This is a genomic window from Pseudogemmobacter blasticus (assembly GCF_003071405.1).
Classification (GTDB): domain Bacteria; phylum Pseudomonadota; class Alphaproteobacteria; order Rhodobacterales; family Rhodobacteraceae; genus Pseudogemmobacter; species Pseudogemmobacter blasticus.
Map to the genome: position 1 here is coordinate 1931414 of NZ_CP020470.1, position 16367 is coordinate 1947780.

Here is a 16367-nt window from a genome sequence, read left to right on the forward strand (position 1 = left end):
TGCCCTTATTCGCCGGCGGGGGCGTCAAGCGCGACCGAATTGTCGATCTTGACCTTGGAGCCCGGTGTCAGGCGGTTCTGCCCGGAGGTGACGATCTGATCCCCGGCGGCCAGCCCCTTGACCACCTCGATCCGGCCACCGGAGCGGCGGCCGAGGGTGACGAAAACCTGTTCGACCTTCAGCTCATCGGCGGCTTCGCCGGGGCGGATGACATAGAGGGAATCGCCATAGAGGGTAGAGCTGACGGCGGTTTGCGGCACCGCGATCACGCCTTCCTCTTTCGGAAGCGCGATGCGGACGCGCAGGAACTGGCCGGGGAACAGGCGGCCCTTGGTGTTTTCCACCTCGGCCCGCACCGAGACGAGGCGCGAATTCGGATCGACCCGAGGTTCGACGGCGATGATCGTGCCGCCGGCGCTGAAATCGCCCACTTCCGAGGTGACGGTGACGGCGCCGCCCAGCTTGAGGTTCGCGATCTGCTGTTCGGGCACCGCGAAATCGACGCGCATCCGGCTGAGATCCTGCAAGGTGGCGTAGATGGTGCCGACCGTCACATACTGGCCCACCTCGATCTGGGGGATGCCGATTTCGCCGGCGAAGGGGGCGGTCAACTGCTTGCTGTCCAGCGAGGTCTGCACCTGCGCCACCTGCGCGCGGGCGCTTTCCACCTGTGCTTCGGCGCTTTCGACGGTGGTCACGGCGCCGACGCCGCGTTCCGACAGGGTATTGGCACGCTTGGCCTCGGCAATGGCGACGGTCAGCGCGGCCTGTGCGGCGGCGAGCGAGGCCTTTTCGCTGTCATCGTCGATCTGGACCAGCTTCTGGCCCTTGGTGATGCTGTCGTTGCCGGCAAACAGGATCTCGCGCACCAGACCGCCGGATTCGATGGCCAGATCCACGCCCTGCGCCGAGACCGAGGTGCCGACGGCATCAATGCCCGGCTCCCATGTCACGGCTTCGACGGTTTCGGCGCTGACCGGAACCGGCGGCGGCACCTGCCCGGTGATATACTGGGCGATCATGCCGTCGCGGAAGAACTTGAACCAGACGATCCCGCCCACGATCAGGCCAAGAAGGATGATCGCAATGATCAGGCGCTTGAACATCGGTTTACTCCAGCAAAGCAGTTCCAGAATGCCGGCCGAAGGGCAGGCCTTTCGTGCGGAGTTGGAACGGCTTTGCCGGAACGTCAACTCCCAATGCACCTTTTGCCGGTGCATTGGGGATGCGTTGTGCACCATCGTCAACGGTCTTGCAATGCAGCGCGTGGTTGAGCGGCACCGGCAAGGGGGCGGTGTGACCTATTTCAGCGTGGCCAGATAGGCGGCCATGTCTTCGCCGCCCTTGGTCAACTTGAAGGTCATCTTCGACTTGGCGCTGTCATCGCCGGTTGCGGCCTTGAGCCAGGCGCTGGGGTCGGCAAGGTAGGCGGTCAGCGCGGTTTCGTCCCAGACCAGACCGGCGGCGTTGGCGGCAAGGATGCTGTCGCCATACTTGAAATCGGGGAAAGACCCGACCGGGCGTCCGACCACGCCGAACAGGTTGGGGCCGGTCTTGCCGCCCTTCACGATGTCGGTGCCATCGGCGCCGACGATCGAGTGACAGGATTTGCATTTCTTGAAATCGGACTCGCCCTTGGCGGCATCACCCGCGAAGGCGGGGGCGGTCAGCGACAGGGCAAGGGCGGTGGCGGTCAGGGCGCGGATCATGGGAGGGTCTTTCAGACAGGTATGACAGATTCGGGTTTTGCTCCGGGGAAAGCATCGCAAAGCGCGGCGACCTGATCCTTGACTTTCATCAGGCAGGCGGCGGTGGACAGGGCATCGGCCAGCGCCGCCGAGGGGGCCGAGATGCTGACGGCGCGAAAGGCCGCCGGTCCCGGCAGGCCGCTGTGCGGATCAAGGATATGGCCGATGCGCCCGGCCTGATCAAAGGTGGTGCCCAGCGGGGCCGAGGTGGCCAGCGCGCGGCTGCGCAAGACGACCTGCCCGCCCTGCGCCAGATGCACCGGCCAGGCGCCGCCATCGGGGTGGCCGCCCAGCGCGCGCAGCTCGCCCGTGTCGATCAGGATGTCATCCAGCCCCGCAGCGGCCAGAAGGGCGGCAACGCGGTCGGCGATGTAGCCCTGCGCGATGCCGTTCAGCGTCAGCGCGCGGCCGGGACCGTGGGTGATGCGGCTGGCGTCCAGCCGCAGATGCGACCAGCCGGTCCGGGCCAGCGCGGCCTGCCGTTCCGCGGGATCGGGAAACCGGCCCCGCGCCGCGGCTTCGGCATGAAGTGCCCAGAGCGGCTGCACCGTCGGGTCGAACAGGCCACCGCTGGCGGCCTGCACGGCCCCGGCCAGCGACAGACATTCCAGCAGTTCGAACGGCGGGTCATCAAGATGACCCTGACGGTTGAGCCGGCACAGCGCGGAGTCGGTGCGATACAGGCTGAAAATGGTTTCAAGCCGGTCGATTTCGGCCATGGCGCGGGCGGCAATGGCCGGGGCATCGGGATGGGCCAGCCGCAGCGTGACCCGCGCGCCCAGCGCCTGCCCGGTTTCGACATGCAGCGGCTGTGCAGACGCGGCGACAGGGGCCAGAAGCGCGGCAGAGATCGCCAGAAAGCGGCGGCGGTTCAGCATGGTTTTATCCTTCGGGCTGGTTCGACAGGGCGCGCAGGCGGCGGGCGTAATCGGCATCGTCGCCCGTGTCGTCCGTGTCGGGCGGGATCACCAGGGCATCGGGGATCTGCGCCAGATCCATGACCGCGCCGCCATGTTCGGCGGCAAAGGCCAGCGCGGCGGCGGGGTCTGCGAAGGGCACGATCTCGGGCGCGCCCATGCCGCCTTCGACAGCGGCCCCCACAACGTAATGCGCACGGCGGGCGTCGATCCAGTTGGTGGCGCCGGGATCGTCCCAGGTGGCGCCGGGGGCACCCATGTCATTGACCCAGATCGCCAGGATCGGGTGGCTTTGTTCGGGCAGGCGGGCATAGGCGATGGTATCGCGGACCTGGCTGAAGAACAGCGGCGTGCCGGGCAGCCCTTCCAGATGCACCTGGCCCTTGGGGCCGGGGTGTTCCAGCAGGTTCATCTGGCAGAAATGACCCACGGCATCGGGTGTCAGGGCGACGGCGGCGGTGGATTGCGCCGTTTCGTCCCGGCAGGCGGCCATGAGCAGGATCAGGGCAAGGGCAAGGGCAAGGCGGTGTTTCATGGCGTGACCTTTCGGAAGGCCAGCGTGGCCAGCGCCAGCGCGGCAAGCGGCCAGAGAAGCAGCGAGGCCAGCGCCTGCCACAGCGGGATGGTCGCCGCGGCGCCCCCCACGCCAGAGGCGGCGGCGGTGGCCCCGGAAGCGGCCAGGTTGAACAGGCGGAAGGCGTCGGCCGGGTTGGCCAGCAGCGCCACCGGGAAGGCGTGGGTGGTGAACCAGCCGCCGTTGTCGGCCACGATGGCGGCCAGAAGGCCAAGGTCATACAGCACCACCAGCGCCAGCCACAGGCCCACCGCCAGCCCGGCCGCCCCCGAGGGACGGCGGGCCAGCGACGACAGGGCATAGCCCGCCCCCAGGAAGGTGGCCCCCAGCACGACCGAGGACCACATCAGCCGGACCAGCGCGGGCAGCCCGGCCTTGGCCGAAGGATCGGCCAGAAGGGCGGCACCGGCGGCAAGGCCATAGCCGGTGACGACGGCCAGCGCCAGAACGGCCAGATGGGCCGCCATCTTGCCCAGAAGAACCTGCCAGCGGGCCACGGGATAGGTCAGCAGAAGCGGCAGCGTGCCGCGCTCGACCTCACCGGCGATGGCGTCGAAGCTCATCAGCAGGGCCAGAAGCGGCACCAGATAGACCGCCAGCGAGGTGAGCGAGGCGACGATGACCGACAGACGGTCAACGCCCAGCCCGCCGGTGGGGGCCGATCCGGCGGCCGAAAGGACCAGCGCGAACAGCGCCATGAGCGCAACCGCGATGGCCACCCAGCGGTTGCGCAGCGCGATGCGGAATTCACACAGGGCGGTGGCAAGGATGCGGTTCATTGTCCGTCCCTCTGGCTGAAGTGGCTGTAGATGTCTTCCAGGCTGGGCGGCTGCACCTCGATGTCGCGGATGCGGTCGCCAAGGCGGGTGATGCGGGCCAGAACGGCCAGCTTGTCGGCCTGGCCACAGGTCAGGTGGAAGGCGCCGCCGGCGGGCGTGGCCTCGGGCAGGGCCTGGCGCAGCGCGGGATCGTCGGCGTCGCGCGGCACGATGGTGATGGCCACGGGCAAGGCGGCCCGGCGGCGCAGGTCGGGCAGGCTGCCCTCGGCCACCAGACGGCCCTTTGACAGGATCAGAATCCGGTCGGTGCGGGCTTCGACTTCGGTCAGGGCGTGGCTGGACAGCAGGATCGAGGCGCCTTGCGCCGCCAGCCCGTCCAGCAGGGCATAGAAATCGCGGCGCGAGACCGGATCAAGCCCGCTGGTCGGTTCGTCCAGCACCAGAAGCCGGGGCGCCCCGATCAGCGCCTGCGCCAGACCGACGCGCTGCCGCATCCCCTTGGAATAAGTGCCGATGCGGCGGCGCGCGGCGGGGGCAAGGCCGACCTGTTCCAGCAGCGCCATGGCGCCACCCGGCGGCTGGCCGCGCAGGGCCAGGTAATGGCGGATCTGTTCCAGCCCGGTCAGCGCCGGGTGAAAGGCCACGTTTTCCGGCAGATAGGCCACCTGGCGCCGTGCTTCGGGGCTGCCGGGTGCTGCACCGCAGACCGAAAGCTGGCCGGTGGTGGCGGGGATCAGGCCAAGGATGATCTTCATCATCGTCGATTTGCCCGCGCCGTTGTGACCCAGCAGCGCCACCCGTTCACCCGGCGCGACCGAGAAGGTCACGTCGGTCAGCGCGGCCACGCCGGCAAAGCGCCTAGTGAGTGCCGAGATCGTCAAGGTCGGTGTCATCATATGTGCCTTTCGCCCAGCGACCGGCGACAAGCGCCTCTTGCGCGGCGATGTCATCGGGAACGGGAATGACCAGCGGGGTCATCAGGGGGTGGCTGTCCAGCACGCCGCCGGGCAGCGTGGCCGGGAAGCTGGATTGCGACCAGCGGATCAGTTGCACCGACGGCGCCCCGATCAGCAGGGCGGCGGCGGGCTGCGACCACAGGATGTGATCCATCAGGTCATTGGGGCGGAACACACCATCGGCGATGCCGTCGCCGTTCAGGTCAAAGGCCGGGTGATCGGACCAGAAGTTGCCGCGCCCCTCGAAGCTCCATTCGATGTTGCGGGTGCCGACATATTTCACCTGTTCCTGATTGCCGATGAAGGCGTTGCCGGTCAGCACGTTGCGTTCCGACCCGGCGGTGAAGTGGATGCCGATGCCGCAGCCTTCGAAGCGGTTGCCGAAGATCAGGTTCTTGTGGGCGTTGTAGATGAACAGGCATTTCTTCGTGCCGCCCCGGACCAGATTGCCGGCGACATCGGCGCCGTTGGCGAAGTTCAGCATCAGCCCGTGTTCGCGGTCGCCCAGCGAGAGGTTGTCCTTCACCACCACGCGGTCGGAGAACATGATGGCGAAGCCCAGGTGATTGCCGATCGAGACATTCCCCGAAACCGTGCTGTCATGGGTGTACATGTAGTGAATGGCGAAGCGCAGATCCTGGAAGGTGTTGTTGCGGAAGATGTCCTTGCGCGAGGCGTTGGCGAAGATGCCGTCCCGGCCCCAGCGGACCGAATTGCCTTCCACCACGGCGCCGGGGCTGTTCCAGACATAGATGCCGTTGCCGCGTTCGTTCATGCGGTCGGATTGCAGGCCCTCGATGCGGTTTCCGCGGACCAGCGCATCGCGGCCGCCATGCAGGTCGATGCCGTGCATGTTGCCGACCAGAAGCAGGTTGCGGATCACGGCCCGGTCGGCGCCGCGGACGATCTTGATTCCGGCGTCGAGATCCTGGTTGCGCCGGCCCGATCCGGTAACGGCAAAGCCGTCAAGCACCACATCGGCGGCGGTGATGGTGATGACCGTGCCCTGTCCCTGCCCGTCGACCACCGCCGCGCGGGGGCCGCGCAGCGTAAGCGGGCGGTCGATGGTGACGGGGCCCGGATAGGCCCCGTCCTGCAGCAGCAGCACGTCGCCGGGGGACGCCCCGGCGATGGCCCGGGCCAGCGCGCCCGCACCGGGGCTGACCGCGACCTCGGCCGCCCGCAGGGGCGCGCCAAGGCAGACCAGCGCAAGGATCAGGACGCGCAGCAGCATGATCAGGCGTCCTTCGGTTCCACGAACATCCGGCCGCGCATTTCCATGTGCAGCGCATGGCAGAACCACTGGCAGTAATACCAGTAAACGCCCGCCGCCCCGGCGACGAAGGTCACGGACGAGGTTTGTTGCGGCCCGATTTCCATGGCGACGCCATGGTTGCCCATGGTGAAGCCGTGGGTCAGGTCGTCGATGTCGTCGAGGTTGGTGACGATCACCGTCACCTCGTCGCCTTCCTTGACCGTGAATTCCTCAAGCGCGAATTGCGGCGCCTGGCTGGACATGTAGACCCGCACCTTGTTGCCGTCGCGGATCACGGTGTCCTGCCAGTCGTCCAGGTTCACGCCGTCGGCCTCGGCCTGTTTGCGGGTCTCGGCCCACATCGGGTCTTGCCGGTCCCAGACGGACTTGATGTTGGTCATCTTCGAGGCATGAACCGCGATGGCGTCATGCGGTTCGGCGAAGTTCGGGCCATCGTGGATGACCACCATCTTGTCGCCCGAAATGTCGATCAACTGGTCGTTTTCGGGTTTCAGCGGGCCGACATTCAGGAAGCGGTCCTTCGAGAACTTGCACAGGCAGACCAGCCATTTCCCGTCCGCCTCAAGCGTTTCGCCCATCGAGGTTTTCAGGTGGCCGGGCTGATACTGCACATCGACCTTGTCGAGGATCGGATCGACCTGCTCGCCCTTGTAGGCGGCGATGGCCTTGTCGATGTTCCATTTCACCACCTGGCTGTCGAGGAAGAGCGAGGTGAAGACGTTGCCCTTGCCGTCAAAGGCGTTGTGCAGCGGGCCAAGGCCGACCTCGGGCTCTGCCACCACGGTGCTGCGCGGATCGGCGTTCTTGTAGAACACGTCGTCCAGCAGGGTGACATCAATCACCGTGACGGTGGGCGACAGCTTGCCGCCGATGCACAGGTGGCGCTTGTCGGGCGCCATGTTGCAGCCATGCGGGTTGTTGGCGATGGGGATGTAGCGGGTGAACAGGCTGTTCGCCTCTTTCCGGCCGTCCAGCACCTTGACGCCGTTCAGTTCCTGATACTGGCCGGCGGCGATGGCCTTTTCGATCTCGGCGATGTTGAACACCACCACATGGTCCATTTCCGAGGCGGTCATGTCCGCCAGGTTCATGCCCATTTCCGAGTTGTAGCTGGTGGAGAAGGCCCATTTGCCTTCGTAATCGGCATCGCAGTTGTCGAGGTTGCCCGAGACCATGACCTGCCAGGCGACATCCCACTTGTCGGCATCGACGGCGGTGAAGATGTTCACATAGGTGGACACGTCCTTCATGGTCGAACCGTCATTGACCAGGGGCGCCTCGTCCTCGCCGTTGCAGAAGACGTAGTTCGAGCGCGGCCATTTCTGCGGGCGCATCCCGTGGATGCCCTTGGCATTGGGGATTTCCAGAATGGCATCGCATTTCATCACGTCGCAGCGGACCCGCGCCACGCGGGTGTTCGCCTTGTCGTTCATGAACAGGAAGCGGCCGTCATACTTGCCCTCGGTATAGGACATGTGGACGTGGTGAAGATCGCCGTTGTCGTGGATCTTCTTGCCGTTGGCCTCAAGCAGCTTCTTCGTCTTCTCGGTCATCGTCCGCTGGTGGATGCGGATCGATTCATTGGTCTGGCCCCAGCCGGTGGCCGAGCAGCGGTTGAACACCGGCACGCGCATGAATTCCCGCATCGAGGGGATGCCGAGAATCCGCATCTCGCCCGTCTGGCCCGAGGACCAGAAGCCGTAGTATTCGTCAAGCTGGCCGGGCGCCACCTCGAAGCCCGCGGCGCGGGCGGCGCCGGGCAGGGCCACGGCGGCGGCCCCCAGGCCAAGGGCGGCCGGGGTCAGCGCCAGCCGTCCGGCAGAGCCGGCAAGCGCGGCGCCGCCTGCCGTTGCCCCCAGCAGGGCGCGGCGGCTGAGACCTGTCTTGTGGTCGGTTTCCATGATCATACTCCTCTTGCGGATTTCGGGATGTGGCGGGCGGCGTTGGGATGGCCGACGGGGGGCGACCCCAGAACCGGGGGCGCGCCCTCGACGGCGGACCGCCGTTTTTCGCGCTTGATGACGACCGGACAGATCGTCCTGGACTGGTACAGAACCTGGCAGTGCAGGCAGTTCACACATTCGTTCGGGTTGATCTCACCCGTGGGGTGAATGGCCTGAACCGGGCATTGGTTGGCGCAGCTCTGGCAGGGGTTGCCGCATTCGCGGTACCGCTTGAGCCAGTCGAACATGCGCATCCGGGCCGGGATCGCCATCGCCGCGCCCAGCGGGCAGAGGTAGCGGCAGTAGAACCGTTCGACGAAGAGACCGGCGATAAGCAGCGCGGCGGCATAGGCCACGAAGGGCCAGGCGCGGACGAATTTCAGGATGATTGCGGTCTTGAAGGGTTCGACCTCGGCCAGATGTTCGGCCTGTTCGATGGACATCAGCGAGACGCCGAAGAGGCCAAGGAAGATCATGTACTTGATCGGCCAGAGGCGTTCGTGCAGGCCCCAGGGCAGCGTCCATTGCGGCACATGCAGGGCGCGGGCGATGCGGTTGGTCAGTTCCTGAAGGGCGCCGAAGGGGCACAGCCAGCCGCAATAGGCGCCACGCCCCCAGAACAGCAGCGCGGCGGCAACGGCGAACCACAGGATGAAGGTCAGCGGGTCCAGCAGGAAGGCCTGCCAACTGAAGCCGGTGACCAGCGCCCCGAACAGCGCCATCAGGTTGACGACGGAAAGCTGCGCATTGGCGTAGAACCCCAGGAAGACCAGCGTCACGGTCAGGAAGCCCATGCGGAACCAGAAATAGGCGCGGGCGTTGCGGGTGGCGAAGCCCTGGAAGAAGAACACGCCCGTCAGCACCACAAGCATCGCGGCCAGGCCGGCGATTTCGGGCTTCGATCCGACCCAGATCTTTTTCCACAACTGGGCCTGCGCGCTGACTTCATCCTGCGCGGCAACCTGTTCGGCGGCCGAGGGTTCGGCGGCCGGCGGCGGGGCGACCGCGCGCAGGAAGCGGGGCGGCACCTGGTAGCCCAGATCGAAGGTGGTGAAGACCTTTTCGATCGGCCCCACCTCGCGCTGCACCAGAAGCTGGATGCGGAACGGCCGGGTCGGATCGAATCCGCTGTCGGCGGGAATCCTGAACAGGTCCATCTCGGGGAATTCGGGCGCGCCGCTGGCGGCAAGGCTGACCACGCGGCGGTGCATCCGGTCGCGGAAACGGACCGACACGTCATCCTGGATCAGCACGATCCGGTCGAAGATGCCGCCGCGCACATAGCCCGAACCCTTGAAACTGTAGAGACCGCGCCCGACCAGCAGCAGCGCCTGTTCGCCCGTTCCAAGCCAGGATTGCAGGTTTGTGAATTCCTGTTCGCCAAGCAGGGCGCGGCCGATGCCCGGCACGGAGACCAGCGCCGCCTGCATGTCGATGAAGGTGGTATCGGCGGGTTCCGTCAGGGCGCGGGCGGCGGCGCGCGGGTCTTCCATCGTGGCGAAGGCCGCGTTCAACTGGCCCACGTCCAGCGACAGCCGCCGCAGCGTGCCATCGCCTTCCATCGTCATCCAGCCGGGGCCGGCGGTGGCGTCCGGGTCGATCTCGACCCCGGGGCCGGCGGGCCTGGTTTCCGGCGCAAGGCCGCCAAGGCCCAGGGTGCGGGCCACCTTGAGCCCCGAGCGCACGATGGAATCGTCGATCACCATCACCGAGACGGTGGCGCCCGAGATGATGTCCATGTCGTGGCTGGTGCCGCCGGACCGGGCCTCGGCCACCAGATCAAGGCCGATGTAGCCCTGGACCAGCGCCTTGATCCTGGCCTCGGGGATGCCGATCAGGACGATGGGTTCAGAATGCTTGACCAGATCCAGCCCGATGATGCGGGCCTGGGCATCCACGGCCACCATCGTGTGGATGGGCTTGCCGGAATAGCCGGTGGTGCCCACGAAATCCGAGGTGACGAAGGCCCAGCCAAGGGTTTCGCCGCCCTTCAGCACGGGCACGACCGGCAGGTCGTCGCGCAGGGGGCCATAGGCATCGGCGCCGGGAACAAGCGTCGCGGCGGGCACCTTGTCCAGAAAGCCGGCCAGAACCGGGGCTGCGGCGGCCGGAAGCGGCAGCAGCAGCAGGACAAGCAGGATCAGGCGGGAAAGCAGGATCATCGGGCAACCTCATCTGGTTGCCCGGACCCTGGCCTGTTCTGGCTTCGGATCTCTTGACCAAACTCAAGGGATACGACGACAGATCCGGCCAACGGACGCAGGGCGCGCCGAACCGGCGCGGGCGTTTCCGTGGACCGCGCCATCGGGGGGCCGCGTGGCAGGGGCCGGGCATGGGGCAAGGGGCCGGGCAGTTCCGCCACGGCCTGCGGCTGAAGCATCAGGAAACGGCCGAAGGGCGCGGGAAGGGGTGGCTTGCGGCCAGACAGGCCCGCCGCAAGCGGCAGGCATTTCAGGCAGTCGCAGCAGTTGCCCTTTTCCACGGGATTTCCGGCCGCATCGAGAAGGATCGTTGTGGTCCCGCCGTCGGCGCAGATGACCATCTCGGTCACCGGGCCGCGCGCAACCGCCGCGCCCGCCGCCGCGCCATAAAGCGCGACCGCCAGAACGGCGACAAGGCAAAGGAGGGGGCGAAGGACCGACGACATTGGTCCTGTCTACACCACCGAAAGGGGTTGCGACTTGACAAAAGTCAACTTTGACTTGCGTATTTTCCCGCGTTTCGGCCCTGTCGGGAGGGGGGCCGCGACAGAAAGGCCTGAAAGGATTTGACTTTTGTTAAGGCCGGCGGGCGCGTCCGGGCGCCAGGATCGCCAGCGGCCCCTGCGCCGCGATGGCAGTTCCTGCAAGGAGACCCGGAATGACCGCCCTGAAACGCCTTTTCTCGGAAGGGTTCCGCATCTTCTTTCTGGCGGCGGGCCTGTTCGCGGTGCTGGCCATGGCGCTGTGGGAACGCTGGATCGCGGCACAGGCGCTGGGACAGGAGGCCGGCTTTCCGGCGGCGGCCATGCCGCAGCACTGGCACGCGCATGAGATGATCTTCGGCTTTGGCGGTGCGGCGCTGGCGGGGTTCTTCCTGACCGCCGTTCCCAACTGGACGGGGGCGAAGGGCGCACCGCACCGATTCATCGCGCTGGTGGCGGCGCTGTGGCTGGCCGGGCGGCTGGCGCTGTGGTTTTCCGGCGGGCTGCCGCCCGGCGTGGTGGCGCTGGCCGATCTGGCCTTTGCGCCGGTTCTGGCGGGGCAACTGCTGGAGCAACTGATCCGCAAGCCCAAGGCGCAGCAGATGATCCTGCTGGCCTTGCTGGCGCTGTTCTGGACCGCGAACCTGCTGACGCATCTGGAATGGATGGGGCTGACCGGCACGCTTTGGGCGGGTCTGCGCGGCGGATTGCTGACGCTGGGCGCCATGATCATGGTGCTGGGCGGGCGGGTGACGCCGGGCTTTACCCGCAACGCCATGGTGGCCACCGGGCGCGACAGCCGCCTGCCGCGCAACCCCGCCCCGCTGGCGGCGGTGTCGATTGCCGCCTCGGTCGGGGTGGCGGCGGGGTATCTGGCCGGACTGCCCGAGCCGGTGCTGGGCGGGCTGGCAGTGGTGGCCGGGCTGGCGGGCCTGGCGCGGGTGGCGCTGTGGCGCAGCGGCTGGACATGGGACAAGCCGATTCTGTGGGTGCTGCACCTGTCCTATGCCGCGAATGCGGCGGGGTTCGCGATGCTGGGGCTGGCCGGTCTGGGCTTCGGGTCCGAGATCGCGGCGCTGCATCTGCTGGGCATCGGCGGCGTGGGGGGCATGACGCTGGCGATCATGTCGCGGGCCAGCCTTGGCCATACCGGGCGGCCGCTGGTGGCGCCGCGCGCCGTGGCGCTGGCCTATGCGCTGTTGCCGCTGGCCGCGCTGCTGCGCTATCTGGGGTCGGCCGTGCCGGGGGCGCATGATCCGGCGCTGCTGCTGGCGGGCGGGCTGTGGATGGCCGCCTTTGCGCTGTTCGTGGTGCGGCTGTGGCCGGTGTGGTGGGCGCCGCGCCTGCCGCGTGCGGCGGCAGACTGACCCCGGCCCGACGGAAAGGCCCTGCCCGATGACCATCTGGATCGAATTCGCGCTGGCGATGGGGCTGTTCCTGCTGTCGCACCGGATTCCGGCGGCGCTGGGGGTGAAGGGGCGGCTGCTGGCGCTGCTGGGCGCGCGCGGCTATGCGGTGGTGTTCTCGGCCGTGTCGCTGCTGTTGCTGGGGTGGCTGATCGCGGTGGCGGCGCGGGCCCCGTTCGTGCCGCTGTGGGATCAGCAGCTCTGGCACCGCTGGGCGGTCAACCTGATGATGCCGGCAGCCATTGCGCTGGCGGTGTTCGGGATCGGGGCACCCAATCCCTTTGCCTTTGAAGGCCGCGCCACGGGGTTTGACCCCGCCCGCCCCGGCATTGCCGGCGTGACGCGCCAGCCGCTGCTGTGGGCGCTGGCGCTGTGGGCCGGGGCGCATCTGCTGCCAAACGGCGATCTGGCGCACGTGCTGCTGTTCGGGCCGTTCCTGATTCTGGCGCTGGCCGGGATGCCGGTGGTGGAACGGCGGCGGCGCCGCGGCATGGCGGAGGCCGACTGGCGGCGGCTGACGGCGCAGACCGGGCTGGTGCCGTTTGCCGCGCTGGCAACCGGCCGCTGGCGCCCGTGCGGCGGACCGTCACCGCTGCGGCTGGCGGGGACCGTGCTGGTCTGGGCGGGGCTGTTGCACCTGCATATGCCGGTGATTGGCCAGTCGCCCCTGCCCTGACGGGGGCCGGGTCAGCGGGTCCAGGCGGTGGCCGGGTCTTCCTCGGCATAGGTGCGCAGCAGCGCGACATCCTCGACCAGGGCCATGTTCTGACGGATGGTCACGCCCTGATCCTTGAGCCGGGCAAAGGCACGGCTGAGGCTTTCGGGCTTCATCCCAAGACGGCCGGCGATCAGCACCTTGTCATAGGGCAGCGCCACCGTGCAGGGGCCTGAGGGGCAATCGGCCAGTTCCAGCAGGAATTCGGCCACGCGCTGCGCCCCGGTCTGCGCCTTGAGCTGTTCGACCTGCGTCACAAGGCTGTGCAGATGCACGAAGGTGGCCGACAGGATCGAGATCGCCACCTCGGGGTTGCTGCGGATCTGGCGCAGGAGGCTGTCGGCGTCGATGCGGATCAGCGCGCAATCGGTGACAGCTTCGGCCGCGACCGGGTAGGTATCGCTGCGGAAGGCCACCGCTTCGCCGAACGAGGCGCCGCGGGTGAACACGCCGACCACCGCTTCGGCGCCGTTCGGGGCGATGCGGTAAAGCTTCACCCAGCCTTCGGCGACGATGTAGATCGCCTTGGCCTGTTCGCCCTGCAGAAAGATGGTGCCACCGCGCGGATAGGTGCGGACACGGGCCTGTTCCAGCACCGCCTGCGCAACCGCTTCGGGGGCCGAGGCAAGCAGCAGAGAGCTGCGGGCAATGGCGGCATGTTCGGTTTTCATCTTGTCCCACGCTGGCAGATCGCGCGGAAGTCTAGCCGCCTGCGCGGGGCAAGGCCACCGGGCAAGGGCCGGCGGAGGTTATATTCAACATGCAGGATGTGACTTCCGGGCCGCAGCGCCCCTGTCAGGGCGCGTCGGACAGGGCAAAGCCGGACAGATCCGGCAGGCACAGGTTGGCGGCGGTATGGTCTTCGTCGGCCGAATAGAGCGAGGGCGTGACCACGACCTTGAGCCCGGCCCCCTGCGCCGCGCGGATGCCGTTCAGCGTGTCTTCAAAGGCCAGCGCCTGACCGGGCGGCAGGCCAAGGCGTTCCAGCGCCAGCAGATAGACATCGGGCGCGGGCTTCTTGGCCTGCACCATGTCGCCGGCGGCGATCACGTCGAAAACCTGACCGGCCGGCTTGCCCCAAAGACAGGCGGACAGCGCCTCGACATTGCCGGGGCTGGTGGTGGTGGCGATGGCCAGACGCAGCCCGGCCGCCCGGGCCTGTTCCACCAGCCGCAACACGCCGGGGCGGGGTTGCAGGCCGCCCCGGGCCAGAATGGCGGCATAGGCGGCGGTCTTTTCCTTGTGCATCGCGGCGATGGTGGCATCGTCGGGGCCATGCCCGACGGCCGCCCGATGCGCGGCCATGCGTTCCTTGCCGCCCGTCACTTTCAGAAGGCGGGTGTAATCGGCCACGCTCCAGCACCAGTCCAGCCCATGCGCGGCAAAGGTGGCGTTGAAGGCCTGACGGTGCGCCTCTTCGGTTTCGGCCAGCGTGCCGTCCACGTCGAAGATCAGCGCCTTCAGGGCCATGACCAGCCTTTCACCAGCGCGGGCAGGCGGCTGAAATCGCTGAAGGCGGCCTGATGCGTCATCTTTTCCACCGGGGTCTTGCGATAGCCTTCGGTGTAAAGAAGGAACGGCAACCCGGCGTTCACGGCGGTTTCGGCATCCACCTCGCTGTCGCCCACATAAAGCGCGCGGTCGCGGCCAAGGCGGGCCTGCGCGGCATGCACCATGCCCGGGTCCGGCTTGCGGGTGGGCAGGCTGTCGCCGCCCAGGATGACCGGGAAGAAGCGTTCAAGCCCGACATGGCGAATGGCGGCCAGTGCCGGGCGTTCGGGCTTGTTGGTGGCGACGGCCATCGCGCAGCCCATGGCGGCCAGGGTATCAAGCGCCTCGACCACGCCGGGATAGAGGGTGTTGCCCTCAACCTCGGTCTCATAGCGGGTGACTAGATCGGCATAGAGCGGATCGAACAGCGGGCCGTCGGGGTTTTCGCCGGCGTTCTGCAACAGGCAGCGCACCAGATGCGGCGCCCCCTTGCCGACGAAGCTGCGCACGGTGGCCATGTCCAGCGCCGGATAGCCGCGCGCCGTCAGCACGGCATTGGACACGGCATGAATGGCCGGGGCGCTGTCAATCAGCGTGCCGTCCAGATCGAAGATCAGCGCCGTCATTCCGGTTTCCACTTGATCGAGCAGCCCATGGCGGCGACCTGATGGTCGGGGCCACGGCCGGTATGGGCGATCTGCACCATCGCCTCATACAGTTCGCGCCGGGCGGCGGGGGCGGCGGTCTTGCCGCTGGAATCCAGCCGGCCGCGGTATTGCAGTTCCGCAGCGGCGTTCAGGCCAAAGAAATCCGGCGTGCAGGCGGCCCCCCAGGCACGGGCCACCGCCTGCGTTTCGTCATGCAGATAGGGGAAGGGCAGCGCCAGTTTCTTCATCTCGTCGAAACTGTCATCGGGATAGGCGGCGGCATCATTGGCGTTGATCGCCGCCACGCCGATGCCGAAGGCGCGCAGGTCGTTCGCATCGCGGACCAGCCGGTCAAGGATGGCCTTCACATAGGGGCAGTGGTTGCACATGAAGACGATCAGCGTGCCCTTCGGCCCCGCCACATCATGCAGCGTCCACAGCTTGCCGTCGGTGCCGGGCAGGGTGAAGCCCGGCGCCTTCCAGCCGAAATCGCAGACCGGCGCGGCGGTCGCCATCAGGCGGCCTCGGCGGCGGCGCGGATGGCGCGGATGTTGGCGCCATAGACTTCGGGCGCGGCAACCGAGCCGCCCTTGAACACGGCCGAGCCGGCGACCAGCACATCGGCCCCTGCCGCCGCCATCAGCGGCGCGGTGGTCGGGTCCATGCCGCCGTCGATCTCGATATGCACCGGGCGATCCCCGATCATGGCGCGCAAGCGCCGGACCTTGGCCGTCATGTCGATGTATTTCTGCCCGCCGAAGCCGGGGTTCACCGTCATCACGCAGACCAGATCGGTCAGGTCCAGCAGGTGTTCCACCGCATCGGCCGAGGTGCCGGGGTTCAGCGCCACGCCCGCCTTCATGCCCGCGCCGCGAATGGCCTGTAGCGTGCGGTGGATATGCGGCCCGGCCTCGATATGGGCGGTCAGGATGTCGGCGCCGGCCTTGGCATAGGCGTCGATATAGGGATCGACGGGCGCGATCATCAGATGCACGTCCATCACCGTTTTCACATGCTTGCGGAAGGCGGCAACGGCGGGCGGCCCGAAGGTGAGGTTCGGCACGAAATGGCCGTCCATCACATCGACATGCACCCAGTCAGCGCCCTGATCCTCGATCGCGCGGATCTCGCGGCCAAAATCGGCGAAATCGGCCGAGAGGATGGACGGGGCAATCTTGATGCGGCGGTCGAAGGTCATGTCTGTCTCCAGAGGAAGGGGGGCGGGGTGTCCC

At 67.5% G+C, this 16367-nt stretch carries 17 protein-coding genes; 2 read left to right on the top strand and 15 right to left on the bottom strand.

The features are described from left to right. Positions 1-5: 5 nt before the first annotated feature. From B6K69_RS09425 to B6K69_RS09470, 10 genes are all read right to left on the bottom strand, one after another. Complete coding sequence (locus B6K69_RS09425) at positions 6-1106, bottom strand: efflux RND transporter periplasmic adaptor subunit (RefSeq protein ID WP_107672558.1); 1101 nt, start codon at positions 1104-1106, stop codon at positions 6-8. Positions 1107-1301: 195 nt separating this feature from the next. Further along, positions 1302-1709 carry a c-type cytochrome gene (locus tag B6K69_RS09430; protein WP_108643596.1) on the bottom strand — a complete coding sequence of 136 codons (408 nt, stop codon included), beginning with the start codon at positions 1707-1709 and terminating at the stop codon, positions 1302-1304. Positions 1710-1720: 11 nt separating this feature from the next. Beyond that, a complete protein-coding gene (locus tag B6K69_RS09435; protein ID WP_206340508.1) occupies positions 1721-2626 on the bottom strand; it encodes an FAD:protein FMN transferase in 906 nt (301 codons plus the stop codon). A 4-nt stretch (positions 2627-2630) separates the two neighbouring features. Next, positions 2631-3200, bottom strand: coding sequence for a nitrous oxide reductase accessory protein NosL (locus B6K69_RS09440; RefSeq protein WP_108643597.1), 570 nt, complete (start codon positions 3198-3200; stop codon positions 2631-2633). Next, positions 3197-4018, bottom strand: a complete 822-nt coding sequence (locus B6K69_RS09445; RefSeq protein ID WP_108643598.1) for an ABC transporter permease — start codon at positions 4016-4018, stop codon at positions 3197-3199. Before B6K69_RS09445 ends, B6K69_RS09440 begins: the two co-directional genes overlap by 4 nt. After that, a complete protein-coding gene (locus tag B6K69_RS09450; protein ID WP_108644868.1) occupies positions 4015-4911 on the bottom strand; it encodes an ABC transporter ATP-binding protein in 897 nt (298 codons plus the stop codon). The genes B6K69_RS09445 and B6K69_RS09450 overlap by 4 nt, the downstream gene beginning before the upstream one ends. Beyond that, positions 4877-6208 (bottom strand): nitrous oxide reductase family maturation protein NosD, encoded by a 1332-nt coding sequence (locus B6K69_RS09455; protein ID WP_108643599.1) that lies wholly within the window; start codon positions 6206-6208, stop codon positions 4877-4879. Before B6K69_RS09455 ends, B6K69_RS09450 begins: the two co-directional genes overlap by 35 nt. Before the next feature lie 2 nt (positions 6209-6210). Further along, positions 6211-8151, bottom strand: coding sequence for a TAT-dependent nitrous-oxide reductase (gene nosZ, locus B6K69_RS09460; RefSeq protein WP_181318195.1), 1941 nt, complete (start codon positions 8149-8151; stop codon positions 6211-6213). 2 nt (positions 8152-8153) lie between these two features. Next, a complete protein-coding gene (locus tag B6K69_RS09465; RefSeq protein WP_108643600.1) occupies positions 8154-10355 on the bottom strand; it encodes a NosR/NirI family protein in 2202 nt (733 codons plus the stop codon). Continuing rightward, entirely contained in the window at positions 10352-10840 is a 489-nt protein-coding gene (locus B6K69_RS09470) for a hypothetical protein (RefSeq protein ID WP_108643601.1), read from the bottom strand. Before B6K69_RS09470 ends, B6K69_RS09465 begins: the two co-directional genes overlap by 4 nt. A 212-nt stretch (positions 10841-11052) precedes the next feature. Between B6K69_RS09470 and B6K69_RS09475 the strand changes: the two genes are divergently transcribed. Next, the gene (locus B6K69_RS09475) at positions 11053-12243 is read left to right on the top strand and encodes an NnrS family protein (RefSeq protein WP_108643602.1); all 1191 of its coding nucleotides are present in this window, start codon (positions 11053-11055) and stop codon (positions 12241-12243) included. 28 nt (positions 12244-12271) lie between these two features. Continuing rightward, on the top strand, positions 12272-12958 hold the full coding sequence (locus B6K69_RS09480; protein WP_108643603.1) for an NnrU family protein: 687 nt from the start codon (positions 12272-12274) through the stop codon (positions 12956-12958). Between the two features lie 11 nt (positions 12959-12969). On the opposite strand, the gene B6K69_RS09485 is transcribed toward B6K69_RS09480, so the two are convergent. The 5 genes from B6K69_RS09485 to rpe form a co-directional block, all read right to left on the bottom strand. Continuing rightward, positions 12970-13668, bottom strand: coding sequence for a Crp/Fnr family transcriptional regulator (locus B6K69_RS09485; protein ID WP_108643604.1), 699 nt, complete (start codon positions 13666-13668; stop codon positions 12970-12972). 124 nt (positions 13669-13792) lie between these two features. Beyond that, the gene (locus B6K69_RS09490) at positions 13793-14467 is read right to left on the bottom strand and encodes an HAD family hydrolase (RefSeq protein WP_108643605.1); all 675 of its coding nucleotides are present in this window, start codon (positions 14465-14467) and stop codon (positions 13793-13795) included. Further along, entirely contained in the window at positions 14458-15114 is a 657-nt protein-coding gene (locus tag B6K69_RS09495; protein WP_108643606.1) for a phosphoglycolate phosphatase, read from the bottom strand. Before B6K69_RS09495 ends, B6K69_RS09490 begins: the two co-directional genes overlap by 10 nt. Beyond that, positions 15111-15650, bottom strand: a complete 540-nt coding sequence (locus B6K69_RS09500) for a thioredoxin family protein (protein ID WP_206340509.1) — start codon at positions 15648-15650, stop codon at positions 15111-15113. The genes B6K69_RS09495 and B6K69_RS09500 overlap by 4 nt, the downstream gene beginning before the upstream one ends. Beyond that, positions 15650-16333, bottom strand: a complete 684-nt coding sequence (rpe, locus tag B6K69_RS09505) for a ribulose-phosphate 3-epimerase (protein ID WP_108643608.1) — start codon at positions 16331-16333, stop codon at positions 15650-15652. Before rpe ends, B6K69_RS09500 begins: the two co-directional genes overlap by 1 nt. Positions 16334-16367 lie beyond the last annotated feature (34 nt).

Excerpts from the sequence above, each read along its gene's own strand:
- B6K69_RS09425 (WP_107672558.1), bottom strand. The coding sequence starts at position 1,106 with ATGTTCAAGCGCCTGATCATTGCGATCATCCTTCTTGGCCTGATCGTG.
- B6K69_RS09430 (WP_108643596.1), bottom strand. The coding sequence starts at position 1,709 with ATGATCCGCGCCCTGACCGCCACCGCCCTTGCCCTGTCGCTGACCGCC.
- B6K69_RS09435 (WP_206340508.1), bottom strand. The coding sequence starts at position 2,626 with ATGCTGAACCGCCGCCGCTTTCTGGCGATCTCTGCCGCGCTTCTGGCC.
- B6K69_RS09440 (WP_108643597.1), bottom strand. The coding sequence starts at position 3,200 with ATGAAACACCGCCTTGCCCTTGCCCTTGCCCTGATCCTGCTCATGGCC.
- B6K69_RS09445 (WP_108643598.1), bottom strand. The coding sequence starts at position 4,018 with ATGAACCGCATCCTTGCCACCGCCCTGTGTGAATTCCGCATCGCGCTG.
- B6K69_RS09450 (WP_108644868.1), bottom strand. The coding sequence starts at position 4,911 with ATGACACCGACCTTGACGATCTCGGCACTCACTAGGCGCTTTGCCGGC.
- B6K69_RS09455 (WP_108643599.1), bottom strand. The coding sequence starts at position 6,208 with ATGCTGCTGCGCGTCCTGATCCTTGCGCTGGTCTGCCTTGGCGCGCCC.
- nosZ (WP_181318195.1), bottom strand. The coding sequence starts at position 8,151 with ATGGAAACCGACCACAAGACAGGTCTCAGCCGCCGCGCCCTGCTGGGG.
- B6K69_RS09465 (WP_108643600.1), bottom strand. The coding sequence starts at position 10,355 with ATGATCCTGCTTTCCCGCCTGATCCTGCTTGTCCTGCTGCTGCTGCCG.
- B6K69_RS09470 (WP_108643601.1), bottom strand. The coding sequence starts at position 10,840 with ATGTCGTCGGTCCTTCGCCCCCTCCTTTGCCTTGTCGCCGTTCTGGCG.
- B6K69_RS09475 (WP_108643602.1), top strand. The coding sequence starts at position 11,053 with ATGACCGCCCTGAAACGCCTTTTCTCGGAAGGGTTCCGCATCTTCTTT.
- B6K69_RS09480 (WP_108643603.1), top strand. The coding sequence starts at position 12,272 with ATGACCATCTGGATCGAATTCGCGCTGGCGATGGGGCTGTTCCTGCTG.
- B6K69_RS09485 (WP_108643604.1), bottom strand. The coding sequence starts at position 13,668 with ATGAAAACCGAACATGCCGCCATTGCCCGCAGCTCTCTGCTGCTTGCC.
- B6K69_RS09490 (WP_108643605.1), bottom strand. The coding sequence starts at position 14,467 with ATGGCCCTGAAGGCGCTGATCTTCGACGTGGACGGCACGCTGGCCGAA.
- B6K69_RS09495 (WP_108643606.1), bottom strand. The coding sequence starts at position 15,114 with ATGACGGCGCTGATCTTCGATCTGGACGGCACGCTGATTGACAGCGCC.
- B6K69_RS09500 (WP_206340509.1), bottom strand. The coding sequence starts at position 15,650 with ATGGCGACCGCCGCGCCGGTCTGCGATTTCGGCTGGAAGGCGCCGGGC.
- rpe (WP_108643608.1), bottom strand. The coding sequence starts at position 16,333 with ATGACCTTCGACCGCCGCATCAAGATTGCCCCGTCCATCCTCTCGGCC.